The following is a 15,040-nucleotide window of genomic DNA, read 5'->3' as shown; positions in this document are numbered from 1 at the left end:
GAGGCTGTTTGAGTCAGTGCCGTTCGAGTCAGCGCTGTTCGAGTGCGAGTTGATCCGCCCAGGCCGACACGTCGCCGCGTTCCAGAGCGACCGCGAGCAGTTCCGGAAACTTGTCCGGCGTGCACGCAAACGCGGGAATCCCGAGGGCACCCAGCGCCGCTGCATTGTCGTGATCGAACGATGGAGCGCCGTCGTCCGAGAGCGCCAGCAGAACCACAACCTGAACGCCGGCATTCTTCATGGCCGCCATGCGCCGCAGCATCTCGTTCCGAATACCGCCCTCGTAGAGGTCCGAGATCAGAACAAACATCGACTCGGCAGGACGCGAGATCAGCGACTGGCTGTACGCGATTGCGCGGTTGATGTCCGTGCCCCCACCAAGTTGGGTCCCGAACAGGACGTCGACGGGGTCGGACAGTTTGTCCGTCAGATCGACGACGGCGGTGTCGAAAACCACGAGCGAAGTCTTCAGCGCTTGCATCGACGCCAACACCGCGCCGAACACGGACGCGTAGACGACGCTGGACGCCATCGAACCCGATTGGTCGATCGCCAGGACCACGTCGCGCTGCACAGATTTCGACTTGCGGCCGTATCCGACGAGCCGCTCGGGGACGACGGTTCGATACTCCGGCAGGTAGTGCGACAGATTTGCTCGGATGGTTCGGTCCCAGTCGATGTCACGCAACTTCGGATTCGACGTTCTGGCCGAACGATTGAGTGCCCCGGTCACCGCGGCCTTCGTTTTCTGCGCGATTCGCTCTTCGACTTCCTGAACCACCTTGCCGACGACCATTCGAGCAGTGGCCTTGCTGGCCTCCGGCATGACCTGGTTGAGGCTCAGCAGCGTCCCGACCAGATGTACATCGGGCTCGACGGCATCGAGCAGTTCCGGTTCGAGCAGCAACTGCGCCAAACCCAGTCGGTCGATTGCGTCCTTCTGCATCACCTGCACCACCGTGCTGGGAAAGTACGTCCGGATATCGCCGAGCCATCTGGCGACGGACGGCGCTGACGCCCCCAATCCGGCTGAGCGGCGGCGCCCCTTGGTCGGGCCGGACGAGTCGTAGAGCGCTGCGAGAGCTGCATCCATTCGACTGTCGCCCGGTTGGCCCAGCCCTCCCGTCGATTCTTCGGCGGATTCCCCGAGCATCAATCTCCAGCGCCGAAGGCGCTGATCGTCGTCGCTCATACGCGCGCTCCCAGTATCTCGGCAACGACCGCCATTGCCGCTCGGCCGCGTCGAGTATCGGTCTCCACTGTCGTCTCGACACGTCGTCCACCTCTGACCGCCTGACCGATCGCTCGACGCTCCCCTGCCTCGAAGGCTCCGAACGTGCGTCGAAGCAACGGAAGCGTGTCGATGAAGTCCTGCTCACGAAGTTGGCGGACCCACGTGTCGATCAGCGTGAGCAACGCTCGATCGTGAACGAGCACAAGCCCTCCGCCGCCGAGAAACCCGTCGACCCACCCGGCTTTGGCGGTCGGCGCGCTGCCCACGGACAGGGCCCGAGACAAGCGCTGGGCTGCAGCGGTTTCCGTGATCGAACCGCTGTCGCGCAGTAGCCGCACCATCCGTCCGACGAGTAAACCGTTGACGTCGTCACGGTCGATCACGCCGGCCATCGCCTGCAGCCACCGTGCGCTCGCATCGCGATCGTCACGGACCATGACTGCCGAGTGAACCTTGTCGAGGTGATCGCGAAACTCCTCGGCGCTGGGATCGTCCAGTCCGGTGACGGCGACTGCGAGGCCGGTGCAGATCCGGATCAACAAGCTGTCGGCGACGTCGATCAACGCCGTCACATCGGTTCCGCGCACATCGCCGTATCGCAGCGTTCGGGTCAGCGTCGGTAGCGCCGCCATCAGATGTGACACGTCATGGTCTAGTGCCGCAACTGTTTTCACACTCTCCAAAACCGCAGACAAAGCTGCCGGGAGGTTTGCGAGCAGTGAGTTCTCCAGTAGTCCGATCAGTGACGCGAGAGTGATGTCCGGCTCGTTGATCTTCGAGACGACACGTGATGCCGCCGCTGCGGCCACCGTCGTACCCCACAGCGACGCCTCGATCACCGAGACCGAGAATTCGGGCTTCCATTGCAGCACCCAAGTCTCTCGGAAAGTTCCGGTGGAACGGACCTCACTGTCGGCCGGGGTTCCCCAATCGATCTCGAGGATCCCCAGTCGGTGCAGGAACTGGGAACGCTCGACGTCGATATCGCGTCGCAGGTCCAGATCGAGATTCTTGGCTCCCGCTTGTTGTTTGAGCCGCAAAGTCTTCGAACGTGCTCGCAGGTCTGCTTCGAGCGGAACCGTCGGAGTTTCTTCGGGCACCGTGCCCAGGGCTTCGCCCACAACGAGTCTTCGTGTGATCAGATCCAGAAGAACGTCGTTTCCGTCGCACATCACCGACCTCGTAGCCTCGGTAACTTCCGACAATCCGGCCAGCGGGCGAGAACGCAGTGCAGCCAACGTATCTGCCAATCGGACAGCTTCGATGACGTGAGCACTCGAGATGGGAAGGTCCTCGTCCCTGAGCACCCTCGCAACTTTGGTGAGCCACCGCGTGATCGTCTTGTCGTTCGCGGTGAACAGATGGTGATACCAGCCCGGCGAGGTGATTCCAGCTCCGTAACCCGATGCCGACGCCAGGCGTGAATGTGTCCAGGGAACCCAGGTCAGCGAGGTCTTGACCTTGGACATCCCCTTGAGAATGCGGGCGTCGGGAGCCGCAGGCCCCAGGGCTCCGACCAACGCCGGCGCGTGCCAAGCTCCGCAGACGACCGCTACCCGCTCGGCGCCATCCTTCAACGTCTTTCGCAGCACCTGCCGCATATACGCTTCGCGATGCGCTGTCTCCTCGTCGATCGGCACTGTCTCACGCAGCGCCTCCATCGCCTCGGTGATCGCATCGAAAGAATCTGCGCCCGAGCTTGATTCGATCACCGAATCCCACCAGCGTTCGGTGTCGTCGAAACCCGCGGCCGCGGCCAGTTCAGACAGAGGATCGCCCTCGCGGACAGTACGAATCCCCTGATCCGCCAACACGTTGAACGCGGGCAGATCGCAGAACCTTGCCTGCACACCGTTCTTCGCAGCCCACTGCAGCGCTTGCCATTCAGGTGAGAACACCGCAAACGGCCAGAAGGCCGCCTTCGACGGTTCGCCAGTGGCGTACGCGAGCAACGCAATCGGCGGTTCCATCGACTCCGATGCCGCCAGCATCACCAACGGGTCTGCATCCGAAGGACCTTCGATCAGGACCACGTCGGGGGAAAACTCTTCCAGGCCCTGCCGAACCGAACGAGCAGATCCCGGGCCGTGGTGACGGATACCGAAGACCCGGACACGCAGGTCCGGAATCACGATGGTCACCCGGTGACCTCGCGGCACGCCCGGTAGAAGTCGGACCACTCGCCGCGTTCACGCACTACTGCCTCGAGGTACTCGTTCCACACAACCTTGTCTGCGACCGGATCCTTGATCACCGAACCCAGGATTCCGGCAGCGACGTCGGATGCCCGCAGTACGCCGTCCCCGAAATGCGCAGACAACGCCAAACCGTTGGTGACCACCGAGATCGCCTCCGCCGTCGACAGAGTTCCGGACGGGGACTTCAACTTGGTGCGGCCGTCGGTGGTCGTGCCTGATCGCAGTTCCCGGAACACGGTGACGACCCGGCGAATTTCCTCGGCTGCTGCGGGGGTTGTCGGCAATTCCAGTGCTGCGCCCAACTGTTCGACTCGGCGTGCCACGATAGCCACCTCGTCCTCCTCGCTGGCCGGCAACGGGAGAACAACTGTGTTGAACCGTCGACGCAGTGCGGACGACAGATCGTTGACACCGCGATCGCGATCGTTGGCGGTAGCGATCAGATTGAAGCCCTTGGCTGCCTGCACCTCGATACCCAGTTCCGGCACCGGCAACGTCTTCTCGGAGAGAATGGTGATGAGGGCGTCCTGCACGTCGGCCGGAATACGCGTCAACTCTTCGACGCGGGCGATCTTCCCGGTTTCCATCGCGGTCATCACAGGTGACGGCACCAGCGCACCGGCGGTCGGCCCCTCCGAGAGAAGGCGTGCGTAGTTCCAGCCGTAGCGGATAGCTTCCTCGGGTGTACCCGACGTGCCTTGAACCAGGAGCGTCGACGCACCCGAGATTGCAGCCGAAAGGTGTTCGGAGACCCAGGTCTTGGCTGTACCCGGCACGCCCAACAGCAGTAGCGCCCGGTCGGTGGCAAGAGTTGCGACGGCCACTTCCATCAACCTCCGTGGACCGACGTACTTCGGTGAAATGACTGTTCCGTCGTCGAGAGTGCCACCCAACAGATACGTCACCACGGCCCAGGGCGACAAGTTCCACGACGGTGGACGCGGACGGGTGTCCTGCGCGGCCAGTGCTTCGAGTTCGAGTGCGTACTCCTGCTCTGCGTGGGGCCGCATCAGCTTTGCCGGTTCTGTGGTGGGCACGGTTACGCTGTCAGTCATGTGAGCTCCTCGAGCAGGGTCTTGCGGTGGGTGATGGCGCTGGCAGTTCTGGCGAAGGTCTGCCGCCAGTCCGGGTCACGTGCACGCTCCGCAGCCCGATCGAGCAAAGTTACTGCGCTGTAGGGAAATCGACTCTCGGCTAGGCGTAGCGATGCGCTGTATTTGTAGCGCGAGAATTCGCCGGCCTTGGCGCCCCCATCGGCACGTCTGGCCGCAACTCGTTCCCACTGGGCCACGACTGCCCGGGTGATGTCATCTGGCCATGGACCTCGCAGAGCGTCGTAGATCGCTGCCCGACCCGGGTGCAGAACATTGGCGTCGCCGTTTCCAGACCTCAACAGGTCAGCCAACGCCTTGGCCGGCACCAACGGGAGTAGGCGTCGATCGGTGGCCGTGCCGCGCGTGCGAAAGAGTTCCAGCGCCCATTCCGCATTGTTCTGCGCGACTGCAGCGGTGGACCAAGCGTCGTGAAGGATCGGCTCCCAGCCTTCGTCAACGCTCATCCCCATGACCTTGCCGGGTTCACCGATCATGTTGTTCCACAGAGACAACGGTGCAGAACTGATCGCCTGACGCACATACTCGGCACGATAGTCGGTGTGTGGATTCGGCCGATCTTCGATGCCGTCTCGCCTCGACGCCGCATCGACTTCCTCAGGCGGCAGGATGACCAACGTGGATCGAAGCAGTTTCCGCTCCACCCGCGCCCATTTCTGAACCCGCGCAGCCATTCGCTCCCCGAACTCCGATTCGGGAATACGTCCGAGCACCTCCGCTGCTGCGCGTCGCACGTCCTTGCGACGGTCGTCGAGGGCTTCCTCCAACAATGGTTGATCGTCGGCGCTCGATCCGATTGCCAGAGTCGAGACAAATGCAGCCTTCTGTTCGCCCCGCTCGGTGCCCCACGATTTTCTGAGTTCGGCCAGTGCCAGCGCGGGATCTGTTCGGCGAGTGTCTATCAGCCACTGCGTGCGCTGGGACGAACTTCCGTGACGCCAGACATCCGGATTTGCATCCTTGGTTCGGACGAGCTTGCTCCACTCGGGGTTTTGCGCGGCTAGCCATCGGCCACGCTCGCCGACTATCTGCAGGATGCTCTCCCGGTGAGCTTCGCTCGCACGTGCAAAGGAAAGCAACTCGGCGACCAGATGATCAGGCGCACGGTAGTTGCGCTCCAACGCGACTGCGAACCATTCGTCGAGCAAGGTCGCTTTGGCCGCGAGCATCGACAGCAGGTGCGCCGATGAGGATTCCGGCAGCGTGAATCGCACATCGTCTGGAGCAGGTGTCGGCACGGCCGCCGTGGTGGAGCCCGCACCGCCACGGCGGTATGCCCTCTCCAACGCTGCTGCTGCCAGAAGCATCTCGGCAGGATCGCCGTCGAGTTCGCGGGCATGGCCTCGCACTTCGGCCGGCAGCTCCTCGAATGTTGTCGAGGTTCTGGCAGTCCCGAGAAGAGCAACCGAGATCAATGTGCTCACAGCACGATCACCTGCCCTCCCGTGAAAACCGAGATCGGAGTAAGGGCCAGCGCATTCCACGTTCCGCAGACCGTGACCGGGTACCCGCCGGAAATACCGAGCAACTTCCACAGAAGATCCGAATCACCCTCTGCCCGAAGCGCTGTGCCCGATTCGTCGACGAGAAACCAGGAACCGTCGACGAACGACGGGACCACCGAACTGATCACTGCCGGCCATGAGCGCAACCAGGGATCTGCGGCGAGGGCATCGGTAAACTGCTGCAACGCAGCGTCGATGCTTCCGAACGGCATGGTTGTGAAGGGCTCCGGTTCACCGTGCGTTGCCCCCATCCGCGCCCGCAATGCCGCGGCACCGGGATAGAAATGAACATCGGCATTGAGCAGAAACCCGACTGGCGGCGTTTCGGTGGCAAAGTTGGGTGACCCGTGGGAGAAGTCGAGCAGCATGGCCCACCGTTTCGAATTCCTGCCGAGCATCCACACGGTTCGGGTGAACAGTCGCTTCTCCTCGGTGATCCCGGAACCGAGAATCATCCAGTTCTCTTTCACCGGAATCGATTCCATCACACTCTCGGTTGAGACGGGATAACCGACGTGCGCTTTCACCGAATAGGCAAGATCTTCCGGCAACTCGGACAGCTTCTGATGCGCAGCGACCAGCAGGTGCAACCGAGCCAACTCGTCGAGGACCTTCTCGGGCCAGTTCTCCGTAGACGCAACGATTCCCGCCACTGCTCGAAGCGTGCCTGCAATACCGGGCGCCTGAGCATCCACCATGCGAGCGGCTACCGCGTCGAAGCCCGCCCAGGACGTGTCCATCGCCGCCAGACCGCCCCGGATCTGATCGGTGATCCACAGGTCCAATTCGACGAGCCCGCCCGCAACGCGGTCGGCGCGCTTCTGCGCTGTCGCAGGGTCGGGAGACTTCTTGGGCGCCTCGTCACCGCTTTCGCCGGTGTTCTCGGTCTTCTCCTCGCGGCGCGACAACCACTCTGCCGCGAAGTCGGCCGGCTCGTCCGCCGACTGCACACGCCCTTCCGACCATTCCACCAGCAGCCCCAGAGCATGTTTGCACGGAAACTTTCGACTGGGGCACGAGCACTTGTATGCAGGGCCCCGCAGGTCGACCACTGCTTGATACGGCTTCGAGCCGCTGCCCTGACACAGCCCCCAGAGGGCGAAACCACTGTTGCCGGCGTGGCTCCACGAACCAGCCAACTTGCGGGCAGCGGCCAGCGATGCGGCGTCGGGAGCTACCGATGCCACCTGCCCAGCTGTCCACGGCGAAGTCACTCGACCACAGTATGACAACCCGCTGACATCGCAGAGTCGGGCCGATTCTTTAGTGAATCAACTCTTGACTCGAACGCATGTTCGAGTATGATTCGGGGAGGGGATCGGGGGATTCAATGAGTATCAACACATCATCTGACATCGTTTGTGGTTCTGCGGTGGGTTTGCGCGGACGCCTGTGGCGGTTGTCTGCTTCTGAGTTGCGTGCTGCTGCGGTGTCGGCGAGCGCGGAGATTCTGCGGCTCGAGGCCGTTCGGGTGGCGGTGGTCGACGAACTCTCGATGCGCCCGGATGATCAGGTGATCGCCAGCCGCGGTGTCGGTGCCTGGTTGGCGGCGAACACGATGCTGCAAATCCGGGACGGGAAGAAGATCGCCGCCCTCGGTGCAGCGCTACGCCCGCTTCCGGCGGTGGCTGCCCGGTTCGATGTCGGGGATTGCTCGTTCGAGCACGCCGTCTTGATCGTGGCGTTCTGTGAATCCCCGCCGAAGGGCATGCCGGACGCCGCATTGCCTCGCTGTATCGACTTGTTGTTGGCTGCCGCTTCCGGTGCCGAGGCCACGACCACGAAGGTCCGCAACGTCATCGCGACCTTGGAGCGCATTTTCGAATCCGACGAGATTCCACCCGCCGAAGATGACGACCGCAACGAACTCCGCATCGCGTCGACGTTGAACGGCCGGGTGGTGGTGCGCGGAGATTTCGATGCTCTCACCGGCGAAATGCTGCTCTCCGCCCTGTCGAATCTGACGATGCCCACCCCGGCACCCGATGGAACCCCGGATACCCGGTCGGCAGCGAAGCGGACCGCGGACGGGTTCACCGAACTGATCCGCCGGTACCTCGACTGCGCCAAAACCGGTGTCGATGGTGGCCAACGTCCGCACGTGAACGTGCACATCAACGCGCGTGATCTCGCGGAGCATCGGGACTGCGCCGCAACACCAACTGATGGTGGTGGAGTGGCTGTGCCGGATCTTGATGTCGGGCACATGCCCTGGCTGGGGCCACTGTCGGTGTCGCAGACCAGGCTTCTCGGTTGTGATTGTTTCCTCTCGACTGTGCTGCTCGACGATCACGGGGCGCCACTCGATGCGAAACCCGGGAAACGGTTGGTCTCTGCGGAGCAGCGAGTGGCGTTGATCGCCCGGGACAAGGGTTGCGCCTTCCCCGGCTGCACATGTGTACCGGCCTGGACCGACGCACACCACATCCGGCACTGGGCCAACGGCGGCCCGACGGTGATGAGCAACCTTGTCCTACTGTGCCGTTCACATCACCGGCTGATGCACCGCAAATCCGGATTCGTCGGGAAATGGGAAATCCGCATCGGCGCCGACAACAAACCCTGGTTCATCCCACCACCCTCGATCGACCCCGGCCAGCACCCACGGCCCGCGAACACCACCTTCAAAACCTGAGAAGAACCTCGGGCACAACAGAACACGGCCAGGCTCCGCATCGGACATCAAACCCCGATACGGAGCCCACAGGCCGTGTCGCATCCACGACTCACGACGATTTGGCCGGGCGCAAGACCGATCTACCCAACAACTCACAAACCTGCAGGGCCAGAGCGAGATCCAACTTGTCTCGGCCGGCAGCGACTGGATCTCCGAGCGCCTTGTTGATGCGATACTTCACGGTATTCCGGTGCAGATTCATGTGATTGGCAGTGTGCAGATGGCTTTCTCCGTGGGCGAAGTACACACTCAACGTCGTCCGCAAGGATGCAGCAGAAGGCGTATCGTCCGCCAACGGGCCTAGCACCTCCCAGACCCATGACTTCGTAGAATCGATGTTCTCGGACAGAAGTGAAACCACAGCGACGCCGCGGTCCCCGAAGCTCACCACCGGCCGTTGCGGCGTATCCGGCACGGCAGCAACCGAATAGGCGGCGGTTGCCTGTTCGTGAGATCGCTTGAAACCTTCGACCCCTGACCCTGGCAGTCCGATTGCCACCCGCGCTCCGCCGTCCAACGGCACTGCCGCAGCGAGAACCTCCGGATCCGGCGCAGGCACCCGGCGACCGAACGGCAGCCACGCCCACACCGTGCGTCGATCGATGGCGGTGATGATCGGCGGCTTGTCCGCTCCCGCCGCTGCGCCGAGATCACGTACGAGTCGATCGAGCGTGTTGATGCCCATGACGTCCGCATCCCACGTCGACCAAACCACCAGGGCGACGTGGTTCTGACCGAGTCGGTATCCGGTCTCAGCTTCGAATGCAGCGGTATCTGCGTTGGTGCCGGACAGGAGGGCGTGGATCGCGGCCGAATGGAGGTTTCCCTGCGCTGCCATCCATCGACTGCGTTCCCGCTCGTACGCGTCGAAGACGTAGAGCGTGATCCAGTCGATATAGCTGTAGACCACATCCGAAGTGTGTTTCAGGACAGCCAAAGTGAGTCGCGCCGGAATATCCAGCGTGCTGATCTCGTCGTGACAGATCCGCATCAGATCGCCTTGGCCCATGTGGTAGGCCCGAACGAGGGAATTGGACGGAACGTCCCGCTGCGCCAAACGCAGAGCGTATTCCACTGCGGCAGTAGTCGGTTGGAGATGATCGATCGGAATGTCATTGGCCAGGACGTGGATGATCGTCGTGATGTTTCCCTGCACGCTGGCCTCGAGCATTTCGAGCAATTTGGCGTCTGCATCCAATTGGTCGATTTCGTGAGCCATCATGAAGGCCATCTCACGCGCGATGTCGGCACTGCGCTCGTCGAGTCGTCGGGCCAACTCGGCAACCACCGCAAGCACTTCCGGCTCCGCGGCTGCAGGCACTCGGGCGAGACGCCGCATCGCGCCGGCGCCTCGCTCCTTGTGCGATGGACTACTCACAGAACTTCCGCACCCTTTCGTCGCAGGTACTTCAGAGCCGATTCGGCCGCGTTGTACCCGCACATTCCATGTGCTCCGGCACCCGGCGGGGTCGAGGCCGAGCACAGGTAAGTGCCCGCGATCCCCGTGCTGTACGGATCGACTGCCACGCGCGGACGCAAGACAACCTGCAGTTCGGTGTTGGCACCTCCGATGATGTCGCCGCCTACCTGATTCGGATTGTCTTGTGCCAGGTCAGCTGTACCACTGCTCGTTGTCGCGACGATCTGATCCCGGAATCCTGGCGCAAACCTCTCGATCTGACGAATGATCGCCTCTGTAGCGTCGCCGGCATATCCGTGTGGCACGTGCGCATAGGCGTACAGCGGATGAACGTTCCCGGCGGATCGGGTGGGATCAGCCAGGTATTGCTGACCGAGGAGCACGAACGGCCGGTCCGGCATGCGGCCTGAATTCGTCTCACGCTCAGCGGCCACGATTTCGTCGAAACCACCTGCCAGATGGACAGTTCCGGCCCGAGCGCAATCCGGATTGGTCCACGGCACATGACCTTCGATCGCAAAATCGACCTTGAACGCTCCGGGAGCCTGCTTGAACTTTCGATAGGCTCTCGCCACTCGGCCCGGGAGTCGATCGCCCAGGATTTCGAGCGCACCCCCCGGATTGACATCCAGCAGAACAACATCGGCGTCCGGAATCTCGGAGGCCGTGCGAACCCGAATGCCGGTGTCGATCTTGCCCCCGTGATCGAGGAGCATCGCGGCCATGGCGTCGGTGATCGAACGCGAACCTCCCTCGGCAACCGGCCAACCGTAGCGGTGACCAGCAGCAGTGATCATCAATCCCACCGCCGAGGTGGCCGGACGGTTGAGTGGATAGAAGGCGTGCGCGGCAACCCCGCCGAACAGCGCCTTCCCTTTGTCGGTCTTCCACAACTTCGCGGTCACGGTTGCCGGAAGCAGCGCTCGCGGACCGAAAGCTGCGAGCCGCAGCGGATGCCGCGGGACATTGACGATCGGGCGCATCAGGTCGGACGCCAATGCATCGAATCCCGTCGACAAGTCACCGAACATGCGTTGCCATCGAGGTCCGTCCGCGCCGAGTCCCGCCGCCGTCTGCTCCAGCGAGCGGTACAGAACACCGGCGTCCCCGTTGTCGAGCGGATGCGCGCAGTCCACCTCTGCCCATCTCCAGATCAGCCCGTATCGCTCGAGGTCCAGCTTTGACAGGTACGGCGAGCCGATACCCATCGGGTGAAACGCCGAGCAGTGATCGTGAATCAACCCCGGCACGTCGATCGGACCGGAGCGGGTGCCTCCGCCGATCTGGTCGGCAGCCTCGAGCACCTGCACGTCCACACCGCTACGTGCGAGGTGTACCGCGGCAGCGAGCCCATTGGGCCCGCTGCCGACGACTACGGCCTTTGTCACTTACTCACCTCTTGCTCGCTACCGCTGACCCTCGTACGCATCTTCGGTTCGGAGACCACCTGCGGATCTGTTGCCGCGCGGTCGGCCCGTACGTCCAGTGTCCACTGAACGTCGAACGGAATGGGCCCGTTCGGCAACCACGGTTGTTCGGCAACTGCGTCGGCGACCTTGAAAGTACCTCGTTCGATGACGCCGAGAGCTGCGTCGATCACCTGGTACTCCTGCGTTCCCTTGTGGATGGGCTGCGATTCGATCCAGGTCACCAGGAACTCGCCGGGCGCGAAATTGCAGCGACGCTGAATGGCGGCAATCAACTTCGCGTCGTGCAGGTGCCCGTCACCGAAGTTGAAGGCGACGATGGAGTTGCACATGAACTCGGCTTCCCGCAGCGAGTACGTGTTGATGTCGTCGCCGAGGTGCCTGATCATCAGTGAGAACAGTGCACGCCCCTGGCTGTGCATGGAACGCCAGCCCAACAGCTGATGCAGAACGACATCGGACACATCTTCGGGGTACATCGTCATCAACTGATTACGCGTATCCGGCGACGGACGCTTGATGTACTGGTCGATCTTTGCTTCGGCGCCCGGCGCGAATGCCCACGTCGCAGATGCCCAGTTGCCGGCGTACTGACGCATCGACGGCAGGAACGACACCAGATCGGGTCGAAGGTTTCCGAGAATGGGGAAGAAAGCAAGGGCTGCAATAATTCCCGCTGTGATCCAGGGTGAAGACATGGCGCCGAGGCCGTAGCCGTCCCACGCCGGGAAGCCCAGGAACAGGAAGACCGAGGCGTAAGCGAACAGAAGATTCCATTCCAGCGGAACGGCCAGCGGGAAGGTCGACGCGATGAAGAGATGGAATCCGACCATGAGGATCACGGCGAGGATGGTGAGTGTCTTGTTCGTCGAGAACAGCAGTATCAACGGGGTGACGATTTCGACCATCGTTCCGGCCACGTGTGCGACCCCGCCGCCGAGGTGCGAGGGCCGCAGATCCTCCGGGAAATTCCGGTAGTGCGCACGCTTGATCTTCTTCGACGGGATCCACGGCGTATTGCTGAGCATCGGGGGGACCACCAGCGAGAAGTGACGGCCGAACTTCGAGACACCGGCACCGATCCACACCATGACGATCAGCAGTTTGAGCGCCAGAACCATGTCGACGAAGGGCAGGAACGTGAAGAAGAAGATCGCCGGCAGGTACTGCTCACTACGGGCAGCGATGAAGGGCACCTTGTCCCGCAACCCGAGAATCACCATGAGCACGAGGAAGGAGTACAAGACCGTCGGGCGTACCAGTCCGGCATTGTCGGCGATTGCCGAATCGATTCCTGTGGTGTGAACGCCGGGAAGAACCGCGGCAACAAGAAGATTGGCGACTACGGCGACATAGATGAAGACGTCGAACACCGTGCGGGTGTCACCCGAGGTGAGCGGCACCTTGCCCGGCCACGGTGGAAGGCGAATTGTGCCGGGGCGGATCCAGTAGAGAACTCCACCGGTCATCGGTTTGAAGTGGCCGGCCAATGGACCCCAAGACCCTGCCAGGCCCAGGATTTCGAGCATCATCGTCCAGATGACGAGTTTCTGGTAGACGATCGGCTGGTTCCACCATGATCCGATGTCGAACCACGAGAGGCCGGAAGTCAAAGTGGCAACGGCTGTTCCAGCTGCCAGGTAGAGGAACAACAGTTTCATGATGTAGACGGTGTGGACCATCTTCGGTGTACCGAAGCCGTAATCCACCCAGTGCGTGGACATGTCACGCAGACGCTCGAGAAACGGCTTGTCCATGAAGGTTGCCGGATCGACGGGAGGGAAGTTTCCTTCTTTGAATCCCATGATGTGCTCCTGAAATACGGAATGTGGGCATGACGGATCGACTCGACGCACGTCGTCGAGTTGTGCTGGTATTACGGGGAAGGGACTAGTGAGCGGGAGTTGCGCTCAGAGCTCGTCTCATTCCGGGTTTGTCGATCTTGCCCACCGGGTTTCGGGGAAGCGTATCGACGACGTAGATCGCCACTGGCACCTTTACTCGGGTGAGCAAGGCCGTGACATGTTCGAGCAGTTCGCCTTCGGTGACGGGCGCGTCGGGGTAGGCAACGACATAGGCAACTGGCACCTCTCCGTAGACCTGGTGCGGAGCGCCGATGACGGCGGCCTCGAGCACGGAAGGATGTGTGGCGAGCGAATTTTCGATCTCCTTGGGGTAGATGTTCTCGCCCCCACGGATGATCATGTCCTTGATGCGATCGACCAGGGTCAGGTAGCCGTCTTCGTCGAGGACCCCGACGTCGCCGGTATGCAACCAACCATCCTTGACGGTCTTCGCGGTCTCCTCCGGCTTGCCCAGATAGCCACGCATCACGTTGCAGCCCTTGATGACCACCTCTCCGGCAGTTCCGACGGGAGCAAAGGTTCCGTCCTCGGCAAGAATGGCAATCTGCTGGCCGGGCAACGCCGGGCCGACCGTACCGAGCTTGCGCACACCCTCCACAGGATTACAGGCCGACGCACAGGTCCCCTCGGTGAGTCCGTAACCCTCCACGATCACGAAACCGAAACGCTGCTCCGCGCGTTCGAGGAGTTCCTTGCTGATCGGCGCCGCACCGCACACGGCAAACCTCAAGGATGACGTGTTGATCGAGGCGTCTTCCGGCTGCGAGGTCAGCATCGCGTAGATTGCCGGCACCGCCGAGAAATACGTGGGGCGAAGCCGCGCAACGTCGTCGAAGAATCTCGAAACCGAGAACTTCCCGGTGACACTCACCTGTCCGCCGACAAGCAAGGGCGTCAGGACGCTGACGCAGATCGCGTTGACATGGAACAACGGCAGGATCAGCAGGCAGTGATCCGCGCCGGTAACACCGATGTTCTTGCCCATCGACGAAGCCATGAACTGCAGGTTGGAATGCGTGAGCATCACTCCCTTGGGCCGTCCAGTGGAGCCGCTGGTGTAGATGAGCAACGCCAGATCGTCTGCTGCAACATCGATTCCGGGTCGGGGATCGGTCGGCGGCACTGTCGCCAGATCGTCGACGACCAACACCGCACGGCCACCCGAGGGCGCATCGGCAGAGGCGGTGATGACCAACTCGGCCCCGGAGTCCGCGATCTGGTAATCCGCTTCGTTCGCGGTGAACATCGGATTGATGGGCGTAGCTGCAGCACCGATGCGCCAGGCAGCCATGATCGCGATCAGCAACTCGGCGCGATTGGGCAGCATGATCGCCACCACGTCACCGAGTCCGATTCCGAGTCCGGCCAATTGCGCGGCAACAGCTTCCGTACGCTCTGCGAACTCTTCATACGTGAGTTCGACGTGGTCGTCCCGCAGGCACGGCTTCTTCCCGTACTTCTCCGCAAGATCCCAAGCCAGATATCCGATGTCCGCCACGAGAGTCAGCACCTTTCATTCGTGTGTGACTCAAAACACTATCGGCGTCCTGCGGCCGAAGAAACGGTCTCAGGGGATCAACTTATCCAGGTTCTTTGTTCCCC

At 62.2% G+C, this 15,040-nt stretch carries 10 protein-coding genes; 1 reads left to right on the top strand and 9 read right to left on the bottom strand.

From position 1 onward, the window contains the following. Window positions 1–28: 28 nt before the first annotated feature. The 5 genes from QM596_RS01880 to QM596_RS01860 are packed head-to-tail and all read right to left on the bottom strand — an operon-like array spanning window position 29 to window position 7,263. Window positions 29–1,192, bottom strand: coding sequence for a VWA domain-containing protein (locus tag QM596_RS01880; RefSeq protein ID WP_283307943.1), 1,164 nt, complete (start codon window positions 1,190–1,192; stop codon window positions 29–31). Continuing rightward, window positions 1,189–3,375, bottom strand: a complete 2,187-nt coding sequence (locus tag QM596_RS01875; protein WP_283307942.1) for a DUF5682 family protein — start codon at window positions 3,373–3,375, stop codon at window positions 1,189–1,191. The genes QM596_RS01880 and QM596_RS01875 overlap by 4 nt, the downstream gene beginning before the upstream one ends. Continuing rightward, window positions 3,372–4,487 (bottom strand): ATP-binding protein, encoded by a 1,116-nt coding sequence (locus QM596_RS01870; RefSeq protein WP_020909497.1) that lies wholly within the window; start codon window positions 4,485–4,487, stop codon window positions 3,372–3,374. Before QM596_RS01870 ends, QM596_RS01875 begins: the two co-directional genes overlap by 4 nt. Next, window positions 4,484–5,968, bottom strand: a complete 1,485-nt coding sequence (locus QM596_RS01865; protein ID WP_283307939.1) for a DUF5691 domain-containing protein — start codon at window positions 5,966–5,968, stop codon at window positions 4,484–4,486. The genes QM596_RS01870 and QM596_RS01865 overlap by 4 nt, the downstream gene beginning before the upstream one ends. Next, the gene (locus QM596_RS01860) at window positions 5,965–7,263 is read right to left on the bottom strand and encodes an SWIM zinc finger family protein (protein WP_283307938.1); all 1,299 of its coding nucleotides are present in this window, start codon (window positions 7,261–7,263) and stop codon (window positions 5,965–5,967) included. Before QM596_RS01860 ends, QM596_RS01865 begins: the two co-directional genes overlap by 4 nt. A 116-nt stretch (window positions 7,264–7,379) precedes the next feature. Here QM596_RS01860 and QM596_RS01855 point away from each other — a divergent pair, with 116 nt between their 5' ends. Further along, window positions 7,380–8,684: an HNH endonuclease signature motif containing protein gene (locus tag QM596_RS01855; protein WP_283307937.1), complete on the top strand. Its 1,305-nt coding sequence runs from the start codon at window positions 7,380–7,382 to the stop codon at window positions 8,682–8,684. A gap of 91 nt (window positions 8,685–8,775) precedes the next feature. Here QM596_RS01855 and QM596_RS01850 read toward each other — a convergent pair whose 3' ends face one another. The 4 genes from QM596_RS01850 to QM596_RS01835 all read right to left on the bottom strand — a co-directional run bounded on the left by QM596_RS01850 (window position 8,776) and on the right by QM596_RS01835 (window position 14,936). Next, on the bottom strand, window positions 8,776–10,065 hold the full coding sequence (locus QM596_RS01850; protein WP_269577143.1) for a PucR family transcriptional regulator: 1,290 nt from the start codon (window positions 10,063–10,065) through the stop codon (window positions 8,776–8,778). Between the two features lie 35 nt (window positions 10,066–10,100). Next, on the bottom strand, window positions 10,101–11,534 hold the full coding sequence (locus tag QM596_RS01845) for a phytoene desaturase family protein (RefSeq protein WP_283307936.1): 1,434 nt from the start codon (window positions 11,532–11,534) through the stop codon (window positions 10,101–10,103). Then, window positions 11,531–13,378: a DUF3556 domain-containing protein gene (locus QM596_RS01840; RefSeq protein ID WP_283307935.1), complete on the bottom strand. Its 1,848-nt coding sequence runs from the start codon at window positions 13,376–13,378 to the stop codon at window positions 11,531–11,533. The genes QM596_RS01845 and QM596_RS01840 overlap by 4 nt, the downstream gene beginning before the upstream one ends. An 85-nt stretch (window positions 13,379–13,463) precedes the next feature. Beyond that, on the bottom strand, window positions 13,464–14,936 hold the full coding sequence (locus QM596_RS01835; RefSeq protein WP_283307934.1) for a class I adenylate-forming enzyme family protein: 1,473 nt from the start codon (window positions 14,934–14,936) through the stop codon (window positions 13,464–13,466). Window positions 14,937–15,040: the final 104 nt, after the last annotated feature.

Origin of the sequence: Rhodococcus sp. IEGM 1406, from assembly GCF_030056745.1 — a bacterium.
Classification (GTDB): domain Bacteria; phylum Actinomycetota; class Actinomycetes; order Mycobacteriales; family Mycobacteriaceae; genus Rhodococcus_F; species Rhodococcus_F erythropolis.
The sequence above is the reverse complement of the archived record's forward strand: the minus strand, read 5'-3'. Positions and strand labels throughout refer to the sequence as shown.

Bases quoted from the DNA above. Each gene is read 5' to 3' on its own strand.
- QM596_RS01880 (WP_283307943.1), bottom strand. From the start codon at position 1,192: ATGAGCGACGACGATCAGCGCCTTCGGCGCTGGAGATTGATGCTCGGG.
- QM596_RS01870 (WP_020909497.1), bottom strand. From the start codon at position 4,487: ATGACTGACAGCGTAACCGTGCCCACCACAGAACCGGCAAAGCTGATG.
- QM596_RS01855 (WP_283307937.1), top strand. From the start codon at position 7,380: ATGAGTATCAACACATCATCTGACATCGTTTGTGGTTCTGCGGTGGGT.
- QM596_RS01850 (WP_269577143.1), bottom strand. From the start codon at position 10,065: ATGCGGCGTCTCGCCCGAGTGCCTGCAGCCGCGGAGCCGGAAGTGCTT.
- QM596_RS01840 (WP_283307935.1), bottom strand. From the start codon at position 13,378: ATGGGATTCAAAGAAGGAAACTTCCCTCCCGTCGATCCGGCAACCTTC.